The sequence below is a fragment of the Vagococcus fluvialis genome, assembly GCF_003337315.1.
GTDB classification, from domain to species: domain Bacteria; phylum Bacillota; class Bacilli; order Lactobacillales; family Vagococcaceae; genus Vagococcus; species Vagococcus fluvialis.
This window is the reverse complement of the sequence record NZ_QPJV01000011.1, coordinates 61,045-83,689: the sequence shown is the minus strand read 5'-3', so window position 1 is coordinate 83,689 and position 22,645 is coordinate 61,045. Positions and strand designations below refer to the sequence as shown.

The 22,645-nt window shown below is 33.2% G+C and carries 22 protein-coding genes; 1 reads left to right on the top strand and 21 read right to left on the bottom strand.

Translation table 11 applies throughout. The annotated features are described in order from the left end of the window. Positions 1-165: 165 nt before the first annotated feature. The 4 genes from DFR54_RS10615 to DFR54_RS10600 all read right to left on the bottom strand — a co-directional run bounded on the left by DFR54_RS10615 (position 166) and on the right by DFR54_RS10600 (position 2,759). A complete protein-coding gene (locus DFR54_RS10615) occupies positions 166-366 on the bottom strand; it encodes a cold-shock protein (protein ID WP_086343223.1) in 201 nt (66 codons plus the stop codon). Positions 367-552: 186 nt separating this feature from the next. Next, the gene (locus tag DFR54_RS10610; protein WP_114290203.1) at positions 553-1,182 is read right to left on the bottom strand and encodes a YfbR-like 5'-deoxynucleotidase; all 630 of its coding nucleotides are present in this window, start codon (positions 1,180-1,182) and stop codon (positions 553-555) included. Positions 1,183-1,244: 62 nt separating this feature from the next. Further along, complete coding sequence (locus tag DFR54_RS10605; RefSeq protein WP_114290202.1) at positions 1,245-1,658, bottom strand: phosphate-starvation-inducible PsiE family protein; 414 nt, start codon at positions 1,656-1,658, stop codon at positions 1,245-1,247. A gap of 126 nt (positions 1,659-1,784) precedes the next feature. Beyond that, positions 1,785-2,759, bottom strand: coding sequence for a diaminopimelate dehydrogenase (locus DFR54_RS10600; RefSeq protein ID WP_114290201.1), 975 nt, complete (start codon positions 2,757-2,759; stop codon positions 1,785-1,787). A 268-nt stretch (positions 2,760-3,027) separates the two neighbouring features. Between DFR54_RS10600 and DFR54_RS10595 the strand changes: the two genes are divergently transcribed. Then, on the top strand, positions 3,028-4,914 hold the full coding sequence (locus DFR54_RS10595) for a leucine-rich repeat domain-containing protein (RefSeq protein ID WP_114290200.1): 1,887 nt from the start codon (positions 3,028-3,030) through the stop codon (positions 4,912-4,914). Positions 4,915-5,118: 204 nt separating this feature from the next. On the opposite strand, the gene pyrE is transcribed toward DFR54_RS10595, so the two are convergent. The 17 genes from pyrE to DFR54_RS10510 all read right to left on the bottom strand — a co-directional run bounded on the left by pyrE (position 5,119) and on the right by DFR54_RS10510 (position 22,543). Next, positions 5,119-5,739 carry an orotate phosphoribosyltransferase gene (pyrE, locus tag DFR54_RS10590; protein WP_114290199.1) on the bottom strand — a complete coding sequence of 207 codons (621 nt, stop codon included), beginning with the start codon at positions 5,737-5,739 and terminating at the stop codon, positions 5,119-5,121. Further along, positions 5,739-6,452, bottom strand: a complete 714-nt coding sequence (gene pyrF / locus DFR54_RS10585) for an orotidine-5'-phosphate decarboxylase (protein ID WP_114290198.1) — start codon at positions 6,450-6,452, stop codon at positions 5,739-5,741. The genes pyrE and pyrF overlap by 1 nt, the downstream gene beginning before the upstream one ends. Further along, complete coding sequence (locus DFR54_RS10580; RefSeq protein WP_114290197.1) at positions 6,449-7,372, bottom strand: dihydroorotate dehydrogenase; 924 nt, start codon at positions 7,370-7,372, stop codon at positions 6,449-6,451. Before DFR54_RS10580 ends, pyrF begins: the two co-directional genes overlap by 4 nt. Continuing rightward, positions 7,369-8,148, bottom strand: a complete 780-nt coding sequence (locus DFR54_RS10575; protein WP_114290196.1) for a dihydroorotate dehydrogenase electron transfer subunit — start codon at positions 8,146-8,148, stop codon at positions 7,369-7,371. The genes DFR54_RS10580 and DFR54_RS10575 overlap by 4 nt, the downstream gene beginning before the upstream one ends. A 23-nt stretch (positions 8,149-8,171) precedes the next feature. Then, the gene (carB, locus tag DFR54_RS10570) at positions 8,172-11,351 is read right to left on the bottom strand and encodes a carbamoyl-phosphate synthase large subunit (RefSeq protein WP_114290195.1); all 3,180 of its coding nucleotides are present in this window, start codon (positions 11,349-11,351) and stop codon (positions 8,172-8,174) included. A gap of 1 nt (position 11,352) precedes the next feature. Beyond that, positions 11,353-12,426 carry a carbamoyl phosphate synthase small subunit gene (locus DFR54_RS10565; RefSeq protein WP_114290194.1) on the bottom strand — a complete coding sequence of 358 codons (1,074 nt, stop codon included), beginning with the start codon at positions 12,424-12,426 and terminating at the stop codon, positions 11,353-11,355. A 3-nt stretch (positions 12,427-12,429) separates the two neighbouring features. Then, positions 12,430-13,710: a dihydroorotase gene (locus DFR54_RS10560; protein ID WP_114290193.1), complete on the bottom strand. Its 1,281-nt coding sequence runs from the start codon at positions 13,708-13,710 to the stop codon at positions 12,430-12,432. A gap of 10 nt (positions 13,711-13,720) precedes the next feature. Next, positions 13,721-14,647, bottom strand: coding sequence for an aspartate carbamoyltransferase catalytic subunit (locus DFR54_RS10555; RefSeq protein WP_114290192.1), 927 nt, complete (start codon positions 14,645-14,647; stop codon positions 13,721-13,723). Between the two features lie 27 nt (positions 14,648-14,674). After that, on the bottom strand, positions 14,675-15,967 hold the full coding sequence (locus tag DFR54_RS10550) for a solute carrier family 23 protein (protein ID WP_086343236.1): 1,293 nt from the start codon (positions 15,965-15,967) through the stop codon (positions 14,675-14,677). A gap of 143 nt (positions 15,968-16,110) precedes the next feature. Then, positions 16,111-16,650 (bottom strand): bifunctional pyr operon transcriptional regulator/uracil phosphoribosyltransferase PyrR, encoded by a 540-nt coding sequence (pyrR, locus tag DFR54_RS10545; protein ID WP_086343237.1) that lies wholly within the window; start codon positions 16,648-16,650, stop codon positions 16,111-16,113. A gap of 218 nt (positions 16,651-16,868) precedes the next feature. Beyond that, entirely contained in the window at positions 16,869-17,774 is a 906-nt protein-coding gene (locus DFR54_RS10540; protein ID WP_114290191.1) for an RluA family pseudouridine synthase, read from the bottom strand. 163 nt (positions 17,775-17,937) lie between these two features. Beyond that, positions 17,938-18,660, bottom strand: a complete 723-nt coding sequence (locus DFR54_RS10535; RefSeq protein ID WP_170126957.1) for a C39 family peptidase — start codon at positions 18,658-18,660, stop codon at positions 17,938-17,940. Between the two features lie 77 nt (positions 18,661-18,737). After that, the gene (gene fliS / locus DFR54_RS10530; RefSeq protein WP_086343240.1) at positions 18,738-19,100 is read right to left on the bottom strand and encodes a flagellar export chaperone FliS; all 363 of its coding nucleotides are present in this window, start codon (positions 19,098-19,100) and stop codon (positions 18,738-18,740) included. Positions 19,101-19,118: 18 nt separating this feature from the next. Continuing rightward, the gene (locus tag DFR54_RS10525) at positions 19,119-19,466 is read right to left on the bottom strand and encodes a hypothetical protein (RefSeq protein WP_114290189.1); all 348 of its coding nucleotides are present in this window, start codon (positions 19,464-19,466) and stop codon (positions 19,119-19,121) included. A 13-nt stretch (positions 19,467-19,479) separates the two neighbouring features. Then, on the bottom strand, positions 19,480-20,934 hold the full coding sequence (gene fliD / locus DFR54_RS10520; protein WP_114290188.1) for a flagellar filament capping protein FliD: 1,455 nt from the start codon (positions 20,932-20,934) through the stop codon (positions 19,480-19,482). A gap of 5 nt (positions 20,935-20,939) precedes the next feature. After that, on the bottom strand, positions 20,940-21,320 hold the full coding sequence (locus DFR54_RS10515; RefSeq protein WP_114290187.1) for a flagellar protein FlaG: 381 nt from the start codon (positions 21,318-21,320) through the stop codon (positions 20,940-20,942). 86 nt (positions 21,321-21,406) lie between these two features. After that, complete coding sequence (locus tag DFR54_RS10510) at positions 21,407-22,543, bottom strand: flagellin N-terminal helical domain-containing protein (RefSeq protein ID WP_114290186.1); 1,137 nt, start codon at positions 22,541-22,543, stop codon at positions 21,407-21,409. Between the last annotated feature and the right edge of the window lie 102 nt (positions 22,544-22,645).

Sequence of the window (22,645 nt, the reverse complement as noted above, 5' to 3'; positions counted from 1 at the left end):
GCTTTAAAGACAAACAAAAAAGCAGCAAAAGCCATTCGGTTTCTGCTGCCTAAATTCACTTAATTTTACTCATCCACATCATTTGACGAAGAGCCTTTTTTTAGGTTAAATATAGACATAAAAAAACACCAGAGAAAAATTTCTCCAGTGTTTAAAAAGTTAAAATTAAGCTTTTTCGATGTTTGTTGCTTGAAGTCCACGTTGTCCTTCTTCTACGTCGAAAGTAACTGCTTGTCCTTCTTCTAAAGTTTTGAATCCTTCACCTTGGATAGCTGAGAAGTGAGCGAATACGTCAGTTCCGTCTTCTTGAGTGATAAATCCAAATCCTTTTTCTGCGTTAAACCATTTTACTGTACCGTTAGCCATGTGCTTTTCCTCCTATTGCGCATCTATGTACGCGTATTATTGCAATAAATGTGATGCTTAATAGGAGAACTATATATATATATAAATATTCCCTAATTTCGAATCCAATTACTACACTAATTATATTAACATATCGCTCTATAGACTACAATCCCTTTTTAACATATATTTAATATAATTTTTAGTTTACATAATAATATTATTTATTCTTTTTATAAAATCTTCTTTGCCATAAAAATCCTGTCTTAAGAGCTCTGGAAAAATATTATCAAAGAAATAAATAACAGAGGGCCTGTGAGAAAATGTTTGGATTGTTTGAACAGATTCGATAAACATTGCCATATAAACTTCCTCTGGATTACTCTTTACAATTTCTTCAAAAGATTCGTATAATAGATCAATTTTATCAGCAATAGCAAGTAACTCACCTTCAACGGTCTCATCTTTACCTTCAAATAATCTTCTGCGGTAAATGTCTTGAAATTCGAGAGGGATTTCTTGAGTGATAAATTCTTCAGTCATCTTCTCTTCTACTGTTTGTAGCATCCCACGAAGTTCAGTACTGGCGTATTTGACTGGTGTTTTAATATCACCGATGAACCGTTCTGTATAATCATGATTCAGTGCTTTTTCATAAAGAGATTTCCAATTAATTTCGACACCATTTGCTTCTTCAATATCTCCTAAAACTTGCGAAATAGAAGCCACACGGTAAGAATGAGCTGCAACTGTATGCTCCGTATATTTAAAAAATCCTGGAGCACGAGTAATCTTTTCTAAACTATTAAGTCCTAATATAAATTCATTTAATCCCATATTATCACCTCTAAACTTTTAACAATCATACTTGTGTTCATTATGCTTGTCAACAATTAGGTTTATTTAGGTGTTTTACCACGTTTCAATTCCTTTTCTTTGATTAACTCAATGACAAATAACACAACGACTAAAATTAAGATAGACAATGTTAAAAGAAGCGTCTGTAAACCGTTATCATGAACAACTAATAACTGCCTTAAAATAGCTGTTATACTAATAATCACAAGATATTTAATAGGAATGTTATGTGTATCTTCAATATATTTGATAATCATTACGATAAATTCAAATAACATGAAAAAAGCTAAAATAAAATCAGAAATACCTACTAAGGAACCTTTCATTTGAGCTGTCATAATAACTTTAAAAACCTCAATTAAATCTCGCGCCATATAAATAACGATGAGTATTCCCAAAATAAATAAAAAGCTTTTTATTATTTTTTCTAATACCTTTTTGTAAGTTTCTACCAAAATTTGTTACCTCGCTTATCATAAAATTTTATTGGTAATTAATAATAGCGATTACTTAATAGACAGTCAATTGTTTTTACCTAAGTTACTATACTAATAGAATAAATATGTGCGCTGGTTCTTGATTTATAAACTATTTTTTCTTAAGGTACGATTTTCTTCATTAATAATATATTTAGGTGCAATATCAAAAACGGTTAACGCTCCAACTTTTCCTTCTTCAGAAAGTCGAGCACAAGCCCTTGCATAAGCAACTAAGACACTAGCTGTAAATTCGGGATTACTGTCTAACTCTAGTGTGTATTCAATTGTTTCTTGATTTACTTCACTTGTATGACCAACTCTAATAACTTTTCCTCCATGAGGCATTCCTTGTTTATGATCTTTTTCTAGTACATCTTGTGTCACAAAATGTACTGTTGTTTCATAATCAGAGAAATAGTTAGGCATTGTAATAATTTCTTCTTTTACTCTTTCAGCGTCTGCTTGTCCATCAAGAACTACAAAACACTCTCTTGTATGTTTTTCTCTTGTGGTCAACTCTGTTACTTCACCTTTTTTAAAGGCATCAATTTTTTCTTGATTAGGAATCGTGTACTGAATGCCATCACGAACGCCCTCAATACGTCTAATGGCATCAGAGTGTCCCTGACTAACTCCTTTTCCCCAAAAAGTAATGGTCTTTCCTTTTGGCAAGATAGCTTCTGCCATAATTCTATTTAAACTAAAGACTCCTGGGTCCCAACCAACTGAAATAATAGACACATGACCACTCTCTTTAGCAACTTGATCCACATTCTCAAAATGTTCTGGAATTAATGCGTGGGTATCAAAACTATCTACTGTATTAAAATACTTAGTTAATTCTGGTGTTTGCTTTGGTAAATCAGTGGCAGAACCACCACATAAAATACAAACATCAATTTCGTTTTTCTTTTTTAGTAAATCATCCATACTAAAAACTTTTCCAGAAATTGTTTCAACAGTACTTGGCTCTCTTCTTGTAAAAATCCCAACTAAATTCAAATCTGAATTATTAGCTAGAGAAAGTTCTACTCCGCGACCTAAGTTTCCATATCCTACTATTGCAATATTGTGCATACTCATTCCTCCAACATTATTTTTTAATTTTTATCTCATAAAAATAAGAGTTGGAAAAAGCATACCACTTATTAAATAATTATTCAAAACTTATTTACATGTGTTTTTTAATTAATTTTTTCATACTAACTCATTTTTAAAAATTAATTTTGTGAAATTTATTATCTTTAAGTTTATTTATTTCATTCATTAATCATGCTAAAATTAAATTCAAGATAAGCTTAATTTTGGAGGTTTACATGAAAATAGTTGATTTAAAGTGCCCTAATTGTGGCAGTACATTAAGAAAGAGCAAGATATTCTAATATGCTCATCTTGTCACTCGGAGTTTTTAATTGATGATGAAACACCAGATTATATTACTATTAATCATTATCATCAAACCCAACAGCCTCACATAAAAAATAGTACTAGGCAATCAAATAAATTATTATCTGCTGCTTTATTCGTTATGATTATTCCTATTTTTATCATTTTTTCACTTGTTTTGCCAGGTGTTAGAACAAATCATATCAGCGTTGAAAATATGGTTAAACCGCGTAATACGCCAGAATCAGAAGGAGGCAAAAAACTAGTCTCAGCTATTTTTCACAAACCTTTTGAAGATGTTACAACTGATGAATTACATAGTATTAAGTATATTGAAGTCATGAGTGGCGATATTGCTAACAAAAAAAGTTGGGATTTTCGTTATAGTTTAGAAGAATGGAAAGATGGAAAATCAAACTATCCAATCTCAGAGTTTTCAATTGACCAAAATGTAACATTAGACGCTCTTGATTTTTCAAGTTTTAAAGGGTTAAATTACCTTGATTTTCATGATAGTTATGACATCGGTGGTTCTTCTGATAATTTTACTTTAAAAGGATTAGATGAATTAGCTTTCTATGGGCACACTTTCAATCAACCCCTAAAAATAATTCTAGATAGTTTAGAAAGTAAAGAACAACTTACCCATCTACGAACACAGCTAAGAAACGATAATGAAGTTGAGTTATTAAATTCGTTACCAAATCTTCAGTTCTTAGATATGACCTATGTTGCTGAAGAAGTTACATCAAAAAGTTTACTTAAATTAACCAACCTTACATCCCTAGGCTACCGAAATTATGCCAAAGCGGATATAAACTGGATGAGTAACTTAGTTAATTTGAAAAAACTTTCCATTGATTCAGCTGATAAAATACCAGATTTTAGCGTTTTATATAGTCTTACTAATCTTGAATCACTAAAAATAGAAAATGCAGATTTACTAAAAGATATAAATTTTATTAACAATATGCCTAAATTAAAACAACTAGAGTTGATTAACACATCTGTTAAAGATATTGAGCCACTTAAAAATAAAGAATCACTCAACAAATTAACTTTAAAGAGAAATGAAATTAGTAACATTGAAGCACTCAACACACTTAATAATTTAACAGAATTAACATTACTAGGAATTAAAGGTGAATCCAGTACCTCACTAAATAACTTTGACCATTTAGAAAAAGTAACTATTGATTCTTCTAACTTAGACTCTATTAGCCAGTTAAAAACTCTTACTACCTTAGTTATTAATGGTGGTTCCGAGATTGATTTAACTAAACTAGATAGGTTCCAAAAATTAGGCACATTATCATTAAATTCCGTTGATTTTACAAATGAAGAATCTTTAATAAATCTACCCTTATTAAAGAAAATTTCCTTAAAAGAAGCATCAAATGATAGCAATTATGATGTTGGAACAAGTCTTTTTGAAATCAACTTCCTAGAAGAGCTTAACCTTGGTGAAAAAGTGTCCTTGTACTTAAATAAAGACAGAGCCTTTTCTCTACCAAATCTAAAAAAAATGACTATCACTGAGCCTTCATACCTTTATATGAAAATAGATGATAATTATGAGAATATTACATTTAAAGATGGGCTTTACTTTACTCAAAAATTAAAACAAGCACCTCAACTTGAAGTGCTTGTTTTACCTAAAATGGAACTTAATTCTCTTGACTTCACCAAAGATTTGAAACAACTCACTTACCTTGATGTCAGTGAAAATTATATTTCTAATGTTGAACCATTAACTCAACTTCCAAATCTTGTTGACGTTAATCTTTTTAACAATCCTGTTGCGAATATAAAAATTCTAAACAACAAAATAAATGTAATGAAATAAAACAGGACGGGTAAAAATTCGTTTGCTCTAAGCAACTGGAGGAACTAAGGAATAATCGGCTTTTTGAATTATTCCTTAGCTTTGAAGTTATTGAAAGAGCAGACTTTTTATCCCCTGACTAGTAAAGATAGTTCAAAGGAAAATAAAAAAGGCTGACAATTTAATCAGCCTTTTTAGTGATTCAAGATAGTTTTAGGACAGCTATTATTTATTCCAATTTTTAGGATCTTTTTTCCATTCTTGTAATAAAGCAACGTCAGATTCAGCAATGTACTGCTTCTCTGTTGCCACATCTATTAATTCAGTGTAATTTGTTAATGTCATAAAAGGCACATTGGCTTCTTTGAAGTTTTCAATTCCTTTAGGTAACTCATAAGTGAAAATTGCTGCTACACCTAATACATTAGCACCTTCGTTTTCTGCTGCTACACAAGCTTCTAGAACACTTCCACCTGTTGAAATTAAATCTTCTATAACAACCATTTTTTGGCCTTCAGAAATTTGACCTTCAATTTGATTTTTCTTTCCATGGTCTTTTGCTTTTCCTCGAATATAAACCATTGGCAAGTCAAGAACTTCAGCTACCCAAGCAGCATGTGGAATACCTGCTGTTGCAGTTCCCGCGATAACTTCTACATCAGGAAAATCGGTTTTGATTTTTTCTGCTAAACCTTTTGCAATAGCTCTTCTAACTTCAGGAAAACTCATTGTTAAGCGATTATCACAGTAAATTGGACTTTTCATACCACTTGCCCAAGTAAATGGTTCATTTGGACTTAATGCTACTGCTTTGATTTCTAGTAATTTTTCTGCGATTTCTCTCATTATTTTTCCCCGTTCCATTCTTTTTTAATCTCTAAATAAGATTCATAAGGTGTTTCAGATTGTGTAATTGGACGACCTACTACAATATAAGTAGAGCCGATTTTCTTAGCACGACTTGGAGTCACTACTCGCTTTTGATCTCCCACAGCACTTTTGGCTGGACGAATACCTGGTGTTAAACAAATAAATGTTTCATTCGTTGCTTCACGTATTTTTTCTACTTCTAAAGCAGAACACACAACTCCATCAAGCCCTGATTCATTAGTAATTGAAGCATAGTGTGCAACACTTTCTTCTAAACTAACTTTAATTAATTGATCATTTTGCATTTGTTCTTCACTAGTGGATGTTAACTGCGTAACAGCGATTAATTCTGGTCGTGTTTGTCCAGTAAGTGTTCCTTCTTCTAATCCTTTCAAGGCAGCTTCCATCATTTCTTTGCCACCAGCCGCATGAACATTAGTGATTTTAACTCCAAGGGAGGCAATATTCCTCATAGCTGAGCCCACTGTATTTGGAATATCATGAAGTTTTAAATCAAGGAACACATCATGACCTTCTTCAATTAACATCTTAACAACTTGTGGTCCTTCTTTATAAAACAATTCCATACCGACTTTTACAAATAATGACTCTTCTTTAGGAAAATTCTCTAAAAACGTTTGAACCTCTTGCCCATTTGGAAAATCTAAAGCAATTATTGGTCTTTTCATCCTTGACGTGACTCCTTTACTTCTTTAATTAAACTCTCAATTGATTCAATACCTAATTCATCTAGTTTAGCAGGTAATTCCTCAATTAATTTAAGGCAAATATAAGGATCTGTAAAATTCATCGTACCAACAGCCACTGCACTTGCCCCAGCTAAAAACATCTCAATCACATCATCCACACAGCTAACGCCGCCCATTCCGATAACTGGAATACTAACAGCTTGAGTAACTTCATTAATCATTCGAATTGCAACTGGTTTAATCCCAGGACCTGAAAGTCCACCAGTTCCATTAGCTAAAATTGGTTTTCTTGTTTTTAAATCTATTCTCATACCAAGTAAAGTATTAATCATGGTAATTCCATCAGCACCAGCTTCTTCAACAGCTTTAGCAATTGGGACAATATTTGTTACGTTTGGTGAAAGTTTTATATAAACAGGTACTTTGGCAACTTTTTTAACAGCTCTCGTTAAACTAGCAGCAACCTCGGCACTTGTACCAAAAGCAATTCCACCTTCTTTAACGTTTGGACAAGAAATATTTAATTCAATTGCTTTAACATTCGGAGCATCTCCAATTTTGGCACAAACAGCTACATATTCTTCCTCAGAAGAACCTGCTACATTAGCAATAATTGGTAAATCATATTTTTCTAAACTTGGTAATTGGTTAGCCATAACTGTTTCTAGCCCTGGATTTTGAAGTCCAATAGCATTTAACATACCACTTGGCGTTTCAGCAACACGAGGTGCTGGATTACCATAACGCTTTTCTAAAGTTGTTGCTTTTACCATAATAGAACCTAGTAAACTTAAATCATAATACTTACCATATTCATCTCCAAATCCAAAACACCCACTAGCTGGCATAATTGGATTTTTTAAATCTAAACCGGGTAAACTAACACTTAATCGACTCATATGATAATCTCTCCTGACTTAAATACTGGACCTTCGTCACAGATTTTTTTATTTTCTGTTGGATCTGTTTTAGACTGACAGACACATGCGTAACAAGCGCCAACTCCACAAGCCATGCGTTCTTCCATTGAAAGATAAACATGAGGGTGGTCTGCAAATTTTGTTTCAACTGCTCTTAAAAGACCTGTTGGACCACAAGAATATACTGCTTTAGGTGTTCCGTACTTTGTTAATGATGCTTCAATTAAGTGTCCTGTATGGCCCTTTTGACAATAAGACCCGTCATCAGTAATAATCATCACTTCACCTAATTTTGAAAACTCATCTTCATAAAAAACAGCATCCTTATTAGCAAATCCGTGCATAAAAACAATTTGTGCCTTTTTCTCAGCTAGTTTTTTACCTAACTCGTAAAGAGGTGGAACACCAATTCCACCACCTACGATAAACACTAAATCATTTTCTTTAATAAAACTTGTCTCAAAACCATTACCAAGTGGTCCCATAACATCTAACTTATCTCCTGCTGATAGCTCGCTAATAGCTTTAGTTCCATCGCCATCTGCGCGGTAAATAACTTTACAGGTAGAGTCATCCATTGACACACTTGCTAAACTGATTGGTCTTCTAAGTAACAAATCAGAGCGAGGGACGCGAATATGAATGAACTGGCCAGATGTTTCCATCTGTTTCACCAATTCTCCTTTCAAGGTTAATTCAAAGATATTTTTTGCAATTTCTTTTTGCCCGGCAACAAGCATCATTTCTTGTTTCATATTCTTCCCTCTCCTTATTTGTTTTATAATGCGATAGCTGAAAAACTTCTTTCTTCTAATACTTTTAGTATCGCATCTGCTGTATCTAAAGATGTCATTAGTGGCACACCATTTTCTACAGTTGAACGTCTAATTTTAAAGCCATCTGATTTTGGTTGTGTTTCATTACCAGTTGTATTAATAACTAGTTGGGTATGTCCAAGACGAATAATATCTAGTACATTTAGTTGACCACTTTGATCAATTTTAGAAACTATTTTCACTTCTAAGCCGTGACTCTTAAAGAACTCACCTGTTCCTTCAGTCGCGATTAACCCATAACCAATGTTACTGAAACGTTTAGCTAATTTTAAGGCTTCATCTTTTGTCTCATCTGCAATGGTGAATAACACTGAACCGTAACTTGGTAAGTGCATACCACTTGCTTCAAAAGCTTTATATAAAGCTTTTTCAAGAGTTGTATCTGTTCCCATTACTTCCCCAGTTGATTTCATCTCAGGTCCAAGTTGTGTATCAACATCATGTAGCTTAGCAAAAGAGAAGACTGGTGCTTTAATATGAACGTAGTTAGATTCTTCGTAAAGTCCACTTTCAAACCCTTGTTTTTTTAAACTTTCACCTAAAATACATTTTGTTGCTACTTGAGCCATTGAAATTCCCGTTACTTTACTTAAGAAAGGAACTGTTCTACTTGCTCTTGGGTTTACTTCAATCACATATACTTCTTCTTCATGAACAATAAACTGAACGTTCATCATCCCTAGGCAGTTTAGACCTAATGCTAAGCGTTTTGTGTAATCAACAATTTTATCAGTAACTATTTGAGATAGGTTTTGTGGTGGATATACAGCCATTGAGTCTCCTGAGTGCACACCAGCTCGCTCAATATGTTCCATGATTCCCGGTAATAACACGTCTACACCGTCACAAATGGCATCTACTTCACACTCTACCCCCAGTAGATAACGGTCAATTAAAACAGGATGCTCAGGAGACGCTTTTACAGCTTCTTTCATGTAGCGTTTCAAATCTTCAGTACTCCAAACAATTTCCATAGCACGTCCACCAAGAACGTAACTAGGTCTAACAAGTACTGGGTATTTAATCTCTTCTGCAATTTTAATTGCATCTTCAACGTTTGTTGCTGTAGCACCTTTTGGTTGTGGCACTCCTAATTCTCTTAAAGCATGTTCAAACTTATCTCTATTTTCTGCACGGTCTAAGTCTTCAATCGTTGTTCCAATAATGTTAATTCCGTTTTTTGATAAACCTTCAGCTAGATTAATAGCAGTTTGTCCACCAAATTGAACAATAACCCCTTTTGGTTGTTCTAGTTCAATCACATGAAGAACATCTTCTAAAGTTAAAGGTTCAAAGTAAAGTTTATCTGAAACAGAGAAGTCTGTTGATACTGTTTCAGGATTGCTGTTCATAATAATTGCTTCATAACCTTGTGCTTGAATGGCCTGTACCGAATGAACTGTTGCGTAGTCAAATTCAACCCCTTGACCGATTCTGATTGGACCAGATCCAAGTACTAAGATAGATTCTTTATCTGATTTAACACTTTCATTTTCTGTTTCATATGTTCCATAGAAGTAAGGTGTTTTAGATTCAAATTCGGCTGCACATGTGTCTACCATTTTGTAAACTGGTAAAATATTTTCAGCTTTTCTTAAGGCATAAATGTCTTCTTCTTTTTTGTTCCATTTACTTGCTATTACTTTATCTGCTAAACCGAAGTTTTTAGCTTTTCTTAAAACTTCTAAATCCTCCACATTGTGTGCTAATTCTTGTTCAATCTCAATAATATGTAAGATTTTATCTAAGAAGAACAGGTCAATTTTTGTAAAGTTGGCAATGTCATGAATAGAAATTCCTCGACGAATACCTTCTGCTACATAAAATAAGCGGTCATCTTGGGCATTAATCATGCCATATGTAATTTCAGCTTCTGTTAACTCTTTTAATTCCTCTAACTCAATATGGTAAGCACCAATTTCAAGTGATCTAACTGCTTTTAATAATGACTCCTCAATTGTTCTTCCTAAAGCCATAACTTCGCCAGTAGCTTTCATTTGTGTGCTTAAAATACGGTTTCCTTTTTCAAATTTATCAAATGCCCAACGTGGTATTTTACTAACCACATAATCAAGTGTTGGTTCAAACATTGAATAAGTTGTTTCTGTTACTGGGTTTTTTACTTCATCTAGAGTTAAACCAACGGCAATTTTTGCTGCTAGTTTAGCAATTGGAAAACCTGTTGCTTTACTAGCTAAAGCTGATGATCGACTTACTCGAGGATTTACCTCAATGACATAGTATTTGTAACTATCTGGGTCAATAGCTAACTGAACGTTACATCCACCTTCAATTTTTAAAGCTTTGATAATTTTTAATGACGCATCTCTTAGTAATTGAATTTCTACATCTGATAAAGTTTGACATGGTGCAAATACAATAGAGTCTCCTGTATGAATACCAACTGGGTCAAAGTTTTCCATGTGACAGACAACAATGGCATTGTCATTTGAGTCACGCATAACTTCAAATTCAATTTCTTTATAGCCTGCAATACTTTTTTCAATTAAACATTGAGTTGCCGGAGATAAATGAAGACCATTTTTCGTAATTTCAATTAGACTTTCTTCATCTTCACACATACCACCACCAGTTCCACCTAAAGTGAAAGCTGGACGTACGATTAATGGGTAACCAATTTCTTTAGCAAAATCTAAAGCTTGATCTACGGTGTTTACAATCACACTCTCAGGAATCGGCTCACCTAATTCTTCCATTAATTGTTTAAACAAATCTCTGTCTTCTGCTTGGTCGATTGCTGATAATTTAGTTCCTAAAAGTTCAATATCTAATTCTTCTAAGATGCCACTTTTTGAAAGTGTCATAGCCATGTTTAAACCTGTTTGCCCACCAAGTGTTGGTAAAATAGCATCTGGTCGTTCTTTTCTTAAAATTTTAGCAACAAACTCTAAAGTGATTGGCTCGATATAAACTTTATCGGCAATATTTTTATCTGTCATAATAGTTGCTGGATTTGAGTTAATTAAAATAACTTCGTAGCCTTCTTCTTTTAAAGCAAGACAAGCTTGTGTTCCTGCATAGTCAAATTCTGCAGCTTGACCAATAATAATTGGGCCTGAACCGATTACTAGTATTTTCTTAATATCATTTCTTTTTGGCATCTTATTTCCCCCAATTATCCATTAATTCAATAAATTCATCAAAAAGTGATACAGCATCATGTGGCCCAGGTGCAGCGTCTGGATGAAACTGTACTGAGAATGAAGGATACTTTTTGTGTTTAACACCTTCAACTGTTTCATCGTTAATCTCAATATGAGTCATCATTAAATCTGTTGTATCTAAGCTATCTCGTGAAACAGCATAACCGTGATTTTGAGAAGTGAAATAAATGTTATTTGATGCAATTTCTCTGACTGGATGATTACTTCCACGGTGACCATAAGTTAATTTAAATGTATCAGCGCCATTAGCCAAACTTAGTAACTGATGTCCTAAACAAATTCCAAATATTGGTAATTCACCCTGAATGCCTTGAATCATTTTAGTTGCTTCCATAACATTTTTAGGATCTCCAGGTCCATTAGATAATAAAACACCATCTGGAGATAAGGCTAAAATTTGTTCAGCTGTGTAGTTATAAGGTACAACTGTCACGCCACATTTTCTTGAAACTAATTCTCTTAGTATTGAATGCTTCATTCCAAAGTCTACAACGACTACATTTTTACCTGTTCCTGGAATACTGTACGCTTTAGTCGTTGAAACTTCTGCTACTTGATTTCCAGGTAAAACTGTTGCTTTTAATTGGTCAAATTCATGCTCTAAGTCTTCGACTACATCAATGATACTACCTTTAATAGTGCCTGATTCTCTTAATTTTTTAGTTAAGGCGCGAGTATCAATTCCTGAAATACCAGGAATTTTTTTCTGTTTTAAAAAATCATCTAAAGTCATTTGACTACGCCAGTTTGAAGCGACTCTTGCGTGATCTTTTACAATGACACCACTACAAGCAGGTTCCATTGATTCAAAATCATCCCGATTAATACCGTAATTTCCGATTGTTGGGTAAGTAAACAAAATCATTTGTCCTTTAAAACTTGGATCTGTTAGAACTTCTTGGTAACCACTCATACCAGTGGTAAAAACAACTTCCCCTGTTGTAATATTCGGTGCGCCAAAGCCAACACCTTCAAAATATGTTCCGTCTTCTAAAATCAACAATCGTTTCATTCTCTACTCTCCCTTATGCCAAACAAGTTTGCCATTTACTAATGTATATAATGTTTCACCTTTTACTTTTTCACCAATGAAAGGTGTATTATTTGATTTTGATGCAAAGTTATCTTCTATTTCATTTTCGGTTTCTAAGTCAAAGATGGCAATATCTGCATCTGAGTTAATACCTAGTGTTCCTGTATCTAATTTAAATATTCTTGATGGTGCTGTACTCATCCAGTAAACAACTTGTTCTAAGGTGAATTTACCTGTCTCAACAAAGTGTGTGTACATTAACTGAAAGGCAGTTTCACTTCCAATAATTCCAAAAGGAGAGTCAACCATACTTTGATTTTTCTCACAACAACTATGTGGCGCGTGATCTGTTGCGATACAATCAATTGTTCCATCTAATAATCCATCAATTAAAGCTTGTTGATCTTCATTAGCTCTTAATGGTGGATTCATTTTAAAGTTTCCATGATCATGTGTAATGTCTTGATCAGTCATAATTAAGTGATGTGGACACACTTCGCAAGTTACATGAATACCGTGTTTTTTAGCTTGGCGAATGACTTCGACACTTTCTTTTGTTGATACATGACACACGTGATAGTGGACTCCTGTTTCTTGAGCTAATAGAACATCTCTTGCAATTTGAGATGACTCAGTGGCACTCATAATTCCTGGTAAGCCTAATTTTTCTGAAACCTTACCTTTATGCATAACCCCATTAAAAAGTAATGACTCATCTTCGGTATGAGCGACAATCGCCATATCTAGTTTGGCTGCTTCTTTCATTGCTAAGTACATCGTGCCAGCAGTTTGAACACCAACTCCGTCATTTGTAAAAGCAAAAGCTTTAGCCTTTTTCAAACTTTTAAAATCAACTAATTCTTCTGAATTTAAGTCTTTTGTAATAGAAGCATATTGTAAAATTTTAACTTGGCTCGTCGCCTCAATACGTTGATTAATGTCTTCTAGTGTTGCAGCATTATCTGGTACTGGTTTTAAGTTTGGCATAGCACAAACTGTTGTAAATCCACCTTTAGCAGCTGAGGCACTTCCTGTTGCAATAGTTTCTTTATATTCAAAACCTGGTTCTCTAAAGTGGACATGGACATCAACTAACCCAGGAGCAATTAATCCGCCTTTAGCATCAATAATGTTATCAAAAGATAGGACTTCAGAATCAAAATGACCTAAAGCCTTAATTTTCCCTTCCTCAATCCACACATCTACTTGATTAAGTTCGTTCTCTCTTTCAACAATAAACCCATTCTTAATTAATGTTTTCATCATTATCCTCCTATGCTTTTCCGTGTAATATTGCTTCTAAAATAGCCATTCTCATAAAAACACCATTTGACATTTGTTGAGTAATTCTTGATTGATAAGACTCAACTAACTCATCTGCCAACTCAACATCTCTATTAACTGGTGCTGGATGCATAATGATAGCATCCTTTTTCATTTTCTTAGCTCTTCCAGTTGTTAAACCATACTCTGTATGATAGTTTTCTTTTGAAAATTCACTATTACCTTCATGACGCTCATGTTGTACACGAAGCATCATCATCACATCAACTTTATCTAAGACCTCATCTATTGGTTTAAAGGTTCCATAGGCTTCATACTTTTTATTATACCAAGCCTCTGGACCACAAAAGTAAAGATTCGCTCCTAAACGTTTTAACATCTTCATATTTGAGTTAGCTACTCTTGAGTGAGTTAAATCACCGCAAATCGCAATATTTAAGTTCTCAAAATGACCAAACTCTTCATAAATAGTCAGTAAATCTAGTAAACATTGGGTTGGATGATTACCACTTCCGTCTCCCCCGTTAATGATTGAGGTAGTAATCGTTTTACTTTGAATTAGTTCGTTGTAATAATCTTCTTCCCAGTGACGAATCACACAAGCATGAACGCCGATTGCTGACATGGTTAACACCGTGTCATATAAAGATTCACCTTTTGAAACAGAACTTGTCTTAGCGTCAAATTCAATCACGTCTATCCCTAGTTTTTTTTCAGCTACTTCAAAACTCTTATGTGTTCTTGTACTGTTTTCAAAAAACAAGTTTGCTGTAAAATACTGTTGTTTTTTTAGTTCAGCCTTTTCACCTCGTTTAAAAGCTTGAGCTCTTTCAATTAGGCCCATAACTTCTTGATCACTTAATGACTCAGCTGTTAAGAGATGTTTTAAACTAATTCTTTCTGACGTAATAATCATCTTGTTTCCCCCTAAATATTGACTAAGTTATTCAGCTTCACTTTTAGCTTGCTGAGGTAAAACTAAGTTTAAAATGATTCCAAAGAGTGTTGCTAAAGCCATACCTGATAAAGCGATTGGACCAGCTTGGAATGTTAATCCACCGATTCCTACTACTAAAATAACTGAAGCAATTAATAAATTGCGCTTTAAGTTAAAGTCAATTTTATTATCAATTAAAATTTTTAATCCACTTGAAGCAATTACTCCGAATAGGATAAAGCTAATTCCACCAATGACTGGTCCAGGAATACTTTGAATTAAAGCTGTTAATTTACCAACAAAAGCTAAGATCATTGCTAAAGCAGCCGCACCACCGATAACAAAAACGCTATGTACACGTGTAATGGCAAGCACTCCGATGTTCTCACCATAACTTGTTACAGGAGGTCCTCCTACTAAACCAGCTACAATTTGTGCGAGTCCATCACCCATTAATGTTTTATGAAGACCTGGATTTTCGTAAAAGTTTCGTTTAGTTAATTTGTTTAAAACCATTAAATGACCAATGTGTTCTGTCATTGTTACAAAAGCAATTGGAGCCATTGTTAGAATTGCTGTTAAGTAAAGCTTTGGTGTGTACGTTACAAAAGGTACTTGGAAGCTTGGCATTGCAAACCAAGCAGCTTCTTTAATTGGCTCAATATTTACTATGCCAAAGATTAGAGCAACAATATAACCACAAACAATTCCTAGTAAGATTGGAATCAATCCCATAAAGCCTTTTAGATACATGTTGAAAATAATTGTTAGAATAAGTGTAATCAGTGCTACTGCAATATATTTAACATTATAAATTTGTTCTGGTGTTCCTAAGTTTTCAAACATTGCTTGGTTAGCTGCATTTGCGGCTAATCCAAGTCCGATTACCATTACTACTGGCCCAACTACGATAGGTGGTAATAATCTATCTAACCAACCTGAACCAGATTTTTTTACAATTAGAGAGACAATCAAGTACACCGCTCCTGTTGTAATTGCTCCAAGAGCAATTGCCGGATAACCTGCGTCTTTCATTAACATTTGCATCGCTGCAATAAAAGCAAAACTACTTCCTAAGTAAGCTGGAATCTTTCCTTTTGTGACAAACAAGTAAACCAATGTCCCTAGACCTGAACTAAAAAGTGCAATTCCAGGATTAATTCCTACTAAGATTGGTACTAAGACAGTTGCTCCAAACATGGTAAAAAGGTGTTGTAAACTTAACCCTAACCACTTCACACCATTCGGCTTATCTTGAATATCTAAAACCACATCTTCATTTCTAAATTCTTGACTCATTTTTTCTTCCCCTTTTCAATAAAAAAACCTCGTTTCAAGTTCGAAACGAGGCACACGAAAATAGACAGATGGATACACTAACTCCTATCATAATTGTCTAAGTCGCTCTTCCTAGTCTCTCTGTACTCGATTAAAAAGCTTATTTAATTTTTATTTTTAATTAAGATTCTGTCGCTTCCGTCAACTTCTTCAACAGAAACTGTAATTTGCTCTGATTTTGATGTTGGAATATTTTTTCCTACGTAATCAGCACGGATTGGTAACTCACGATGTCCACGGTCCACTAAAACTGCTAATGAGATTTTATCTGGTCTTCCTAAGTCCATAATCGCATCAAGTGCTGCACGAATTGTTCTACCAGTGAAGATAACATCATCTACTAAGATAACTTCTTTATTTTCAATAGAAAATGGAACGTCAGAAGCGTTAATTGTTGGTTCATCTTTTTTGATTTCATGATTATCATCACGATATAAAGTAATATCAATTTCACCAACCGGTACTTCCTTACCTTCTAATTGTTTTAATCTCTCAGCAATACGATTTGCTAAGTAGATACCTCTTGTTTTAATACCAATTAAAACAATGTCATCAATTCCTTTATGTCTTTCAATAATTTCATAAGTGATACGCGTCAAAGCTCTGTTCATTGTCATTTTGTCAACAATCTCTTTTTCACTCACTAGGTTTTCCTCCTAAAAAAGTCCATAAAAAAACTCTCATCCATAAAGAGATAAGAGGAATTTGTTTACGTTAAAGACGAGATTTCTTTTAGCTATCGGGATACACTCCACCCTTGATATAAGAAAAATCAACTTATTCCTTCTTAGCCTCACAGGACCACTCTTAAAGGACTTCTATTTATTTATTGAAATCATCATACCTTAAAAAAAACTTAAAATCAACGGTTTTGTCTCAAGTTTTCTAAAGTTTCTTCAAACACTTCTGGAATGTCACTACTAAAAATCATTTCTTCATGAGTAACAGGGTGTTCAAACCCTAGTGTCTTAGCATGTAAAAACTGACCTGGCCCAGGTAATGTTTTCTTTGGACCGTATAGAGGATCACCTGCAATTGGAAAGCCTATATAATCCATATGAACACGAATCTGATGTGTTCTACCTGTTTCAAGTTGACACTCAACTAAAGTAAACTCTTCAAAACGCTCCAGAACTGTAAAATGAGTGACTGCTGGTTTTCCATCACCTACAACAGCTTGTTTTTGACGATTGTCTTTACTTCTACCAATAGGCGCGGTAATCGTTCCTTTTTCATGTGGAATCTCTCCATGAACTAAGGCCACATATTTTCTTAAAGCTTTTTTCTCTTTTAATTGTTCAGCTAAATAAAGATGAGCTTCATCATTTTTTGCTACCATTAAAAGACCTGATGTATCTTTATCAATTCGGTGAACAATACCTGGTCTAATGACATCATTAATAGTTGATAATTTGTCACTATGAAACATTAACGCATTAACTAAAGTTCCATCAGGATGTCCGGCTGATGGGTGAACAACCATTCCTTGAGGTTTATTAATTACCATAACACTATCATCTTCATAGATAATTTCTAGTGGTAAGTCTTGAGCAACAGCCTCAATAACTTGAGGTTCTGGGCGGTTAATAACGATTTTATCATCAGCCTTCACTTTATAGTTTGCTCGACTTGTTTCATCATTAACAGTCACACGGTCTTCCTTTAACCATGCTTGAATTTGTGATCTTGAAAATTGAGGAAAAGCTTCAACTAAGACTTTATCTAAACGGCCCTTTTCCTCTGTAATTGTATATTCTAATATTTCCATTGATACGCTCCTTCATGTAGATTCCTTCCTAGTTTATCATAAAATAGCTGTAAAAAACAAAAAAAGACCCAACACGGATCTTTTATATTTATTTATTATATTTAGCAAATTTAAGTGAAGTGAAAAAAGTATCTTACTAAATTGAGTAAGTTACTTGATTTTGCTAAAATATTTTATTGACATACATACTTTGGCTCCCCATACCAGTATATATGTCACTTAATTTTTCTTTATCTATACTTATTTTTTTACCAAAAGCATCATTTAACAAAACAGAATTCCCATCAAATCCGATTACAACAGCAGCATGATGTTTAACAGATATTTGTTTAACACCATTTCTGGTTTTCCATTCAATAAAATCTGTTTTTTTTGGTAAACTATAATCAATACTCGTAACTATCCAAACAGGATTTCCATTAGCAACTACCTTTAATATGTCATCAATAGATTTTCCAGAAGAATTTATTACCTCAAATTCATCACCAATTATTTTTTCTGTTAATTCAACAATCGGTCCCACATTTACACCCGTCCCTGGAGTGTTTCCCGTTGCATCTCCTACAAAGCCAACATCTGGATCGCCGTAATTTCCCATATCATCTAGAAAAAATTCTTTATTGATTAAATCTTGTAGCTCATTCTTACTATATTCCAATTGAAAAAATGATAATAACATACTTAAAGAAGTTACCTCACAACCATACTTTAATGCTGGTTCTTGTAACTGGTTAATAAGAGGAACTGGTAATTCATAAAATGATGATTCTTCTAATTTTAGGGACTCTTTATAACCAATTAAAAGATTATTTTTATCTTTTGATTCTTCATAGATGTCTTTGATATTTTCTGTTAGCTCTAGTCTATTAGAGTGTCCCCTACTCACCCTACTAATATAACTAACTAAATAAAATATAATAACGCATCCTATGACTATCAATAAAAACTTAACTACTTTATTTTTTACAATTGAACCCATGTTTCTAAAAGTTCCTCCAGCATTTCTTGAACTAATAAAATTTTCTCTTTATCTTTTGATAAATTTGCTTGAATCAATTGATTAAACATAAAATCATACATTTTGCTAAGTTGAACTGGTACATCACCCTGAACATCTGGATTAATCGATAATTTTAATTCCATTACAATCTCTTGAGCTTTTATAAGTTGCTTATTTACTTCTTGAATATCTTTTTTATCAATATAGTGATTCGCTAATTTTAGATGTTTTATAGCTGATTCAATAAGAATTTCAATTAGTTTTTTGGGAGATGCTGTCAAAATTTGATTATGAAGATATGCTGTATTGCTTTTACTATATGTCATTTTACACCTCTAATAGTTTTAAAAATCTTTATCAATAAAATATGAATCTGAGTAGGAACTCATATAATTATTGACACCTCTTTGAGAATGATTCATTGCATTAATATTACTCATCATTTCTTCTTTTTCAGTTTTCAAAAATTCGATAATTGCTTGCGTTTTTACAATTAGCTGTCGTAAACGACACTCTTCTGTTTTTGTCAATTTTCTCTCTGAAAAAGTTTGATACTTATTCATTAATTCTTCATTTTTTTCTAAAATAATAATCGCCTGTTCAGATGTATGGTCCCATGTTAAAACATTTCTAAGCATTTCTTGAACTAAATACTCTGAAAAATTAGTCATTTCAATAATATTAATACACATCCCTTACTAACATTTATCTTGCTGCAAACGAATCAATTTGACTTTGTAAATAAGCCATTTGTGCTTCAGCATTCATCATTACTTGGTCTAGTTTTGTAAATGTTCTTACGTAATAATCTTTTTTCTTCTCAATTTTAACGTTAAAACGTTCAATTCTTTCATCAATATCTTTCATATTACTTTCTAAAGTTTCAGCTTTAGATTTAAAAACACCTTTTTTTCCCTTAGTGTCATCTAGATATTCGTTCATTAATTCTTTTAATTTAACTGTATATCCTATTTCGGTTTTATTAAATTCACTTGAAGTTGTGCCATCTGGATTAGTTACTTCTTTTAATTCTTTAGTTTCATGATAGAAGAAATTTTTAACAGCATCAGGATCTTTTTTTAGAGCCGCTTTAAATTTTTCTTCATCAAAAGTAATTGTTGAAGTTTTATCTTTACTTTCTATTCCAATTTCCATAGGAGTAATAATATCAGTTTTATCATTTGCTCCTGGAGCACCAGTCATTAAGAACCTTAGGCTAGATTGTAATCTCATTAAAGAGCCATCACCAGTTAGACTACCTGTTTTATTATCCTTTTTACTTGGATCTCCTACTGATGTTTTTTCAGAAATAAATCCCATTACGTTATTATATTGTTCAACAAAATTCTTTACTGCTGTTGTTAGTTTTTCTGTATCAGTTTTTAATCCCAAACTCACATTTTCTTTTGTTTCACCTAATAAATGAATCGTTACATTTTCAATGACATCGTTTATTTCATTAGAAGAACGAATCACTTCCATTCCGTCAACTGTAAATTTAGCGTTTTGACCTTTTACATACTTAGAAGAAGCACCATCTAACCCAAGTTCTTCCATAAGTGAGCCTTGAACTTCAAAGTCTCTTTCACCTGTTTCAGTATGTGTCAGCACAAGTCTATTATTAATTAAGGCTGCTTTAATTCCTGTTTCTTTTGATTCTTGATTTATTCTATTAGTAATTTCTTTTAGACTATCTTTTTCTTCAATTGAAACAGTAATTTTTTCACCTTTCTTATTTTGAAATTCAAGAGTTCCTGACACTTCAAGTTGATCATAAATAGATTTATCTCCTAAACCCTTTATTTCTCCTGAAGTTAATTTAGATGACGTAGCTAATCGTTCAACTGTCACTTGATAGTTTTCAGCATCTGCTAAATCAGTTGCTGTAATTTTAACTTTTTCTGGATGAGAACTAGAAGTTACTTTAGTATTAAATGTTTCATTTTTTTGTAATTTTTCAAGATTACTAAATAAACTATTTAAACGAAGTCTGACATCTTTCCAAGCATTTTGTTGCTCTGTCATTTTACTTTTTCTTAAATTCATTTTTGTTAAGGGAACTGATTCTGCTTCAATTAGCTTATCAATTTCCTTAGAGGTAATTCCAGAGTAAGTTCCTAATGTAGAACTAATTCCTGAAGCACTTCCGACACTTGCCATTTATCTCATCCTTTCTTGTTGACAATAAGACCAACCATCTCCCATATATTGGCTATTGAATCTAACATTTTTTCTGATGGAATCTCTCTAATTACTTCATTAGTTTTTGTATCTACTAAAGTAATAATCGTTTTCTTTGTCGATTCATGTGTTTTATATGTTAACTTTGCGTCTTTTCCCAATAAATGTTTATTTGATTCATCTATCATCTTTTGAATTTGAACTTGACTGTAGTTTGATAATGTTCCAGGTTTATAATCATTACCTTCTGGATCTTTTATCGTTTTTTCAGTAATTTCCAATTTATTATCTAAAGTAACTTTATGTTTGGTGTCTACCTGTTCATTAATTGTACGGTATAAAATGCTATCGTTATTAATATCCAACCCTAACACTCCTTTTTAATACCATTTTTTATTTCACTATTAGCAAATAAAAGCCGACCTAAAAAGTCGACTTTTATTAAAAGATATTAACCTTGTAATAATGAAAGAACACTTTGTGGCATTGCATTTGCTTGAGCTAACATTGAAGTAGCTGCTTGAGCTAAGATATTACTCTTAGTGAATGACATCATTTCTTCAGCCATATCTACGTCTCTAATACGAGAGTTAGCTTCAGTTAAGTTTTCTTGAGTTGTAGATAAGTTGTTGATTGTATGAGTTAAACGGTTTTGTACCGCTCCTAAATCAGAACGAGCACTAGAAACAGTTGCTTTAGCATCATCTAATTTGTTGATTGCATCATTAGCACCTTCAGCAGTAGATAAATCTAAAACATCTAATCCTAGAGATTTAGAATCCATGTTGCCAATATTAACACTAATTTTTTCATTTGAATTTGCACCCACGTGGAATGACATTTTAGTTGCATCTGCTTTAGCATTCTTAGCAGCTTCGTAAGAGGCAGTTACAGTTCCTGTTGCATCTCCAGCTGTACCTTTACCTTCAGCAGTTAATGTAACAGTTGCTACTTCTTCTTTTTTACCGTTTTTGTTTGTAATTGTATATGTACCATCAGTGTTATCTTTAACATCATAATCACCATCAACAGTCACTGCTCCAGCAGCACCATCTGTACGATTAAATTTTACAACTAATCCAGTTAGGTCTTTACTGTCGTCTTTTAAAGAAACTGTCATATTTGCTTCAGCATCAGCATTTGCCGTCATTTTAGCTTTTCCACTAGCAAATGATCCATCTAATAAAGTTTTTTGGTTAAAGTTTGTTGTATCAGCAATACGAGTTACTTCTTCTTTTAATGCAGAAAATTCTTTGTTGATTTCTGCACGGTCTTGATCACCTAATGTTCCTGTAGCTCCTTGAGAAGCTAAGTCACGCATACGGTTGATAATTTCGTGAGTTTCGTTTAATGCACCTTCAGCTGTTTGGATTAAAGAAATTCCGTCTTGAGCGTTACGTACAGCTTGTTTTAATCCACTGATTTGGCCTTTCATTTTTTCAGAAATAGCTAACCCAGCAGCGTCATCGCCAGCACGGTTGATACGGAATCCTGAAGATAGTTTTGCTAAAGAGTTGCTTTTTGAAGCATTAGCAGATGTTAAACGTGAGTATGTGTTTAACGCAGATACGTTTGTATTAATTCTCATTTTTTGTTCCTCCTGAAATAAAATAATTTTTTTATGAGGTTTCCCTCTGTTATATATATCGGCTTAAATAACAACTGTTTAAATCTTTTTTTTTAAAATAAT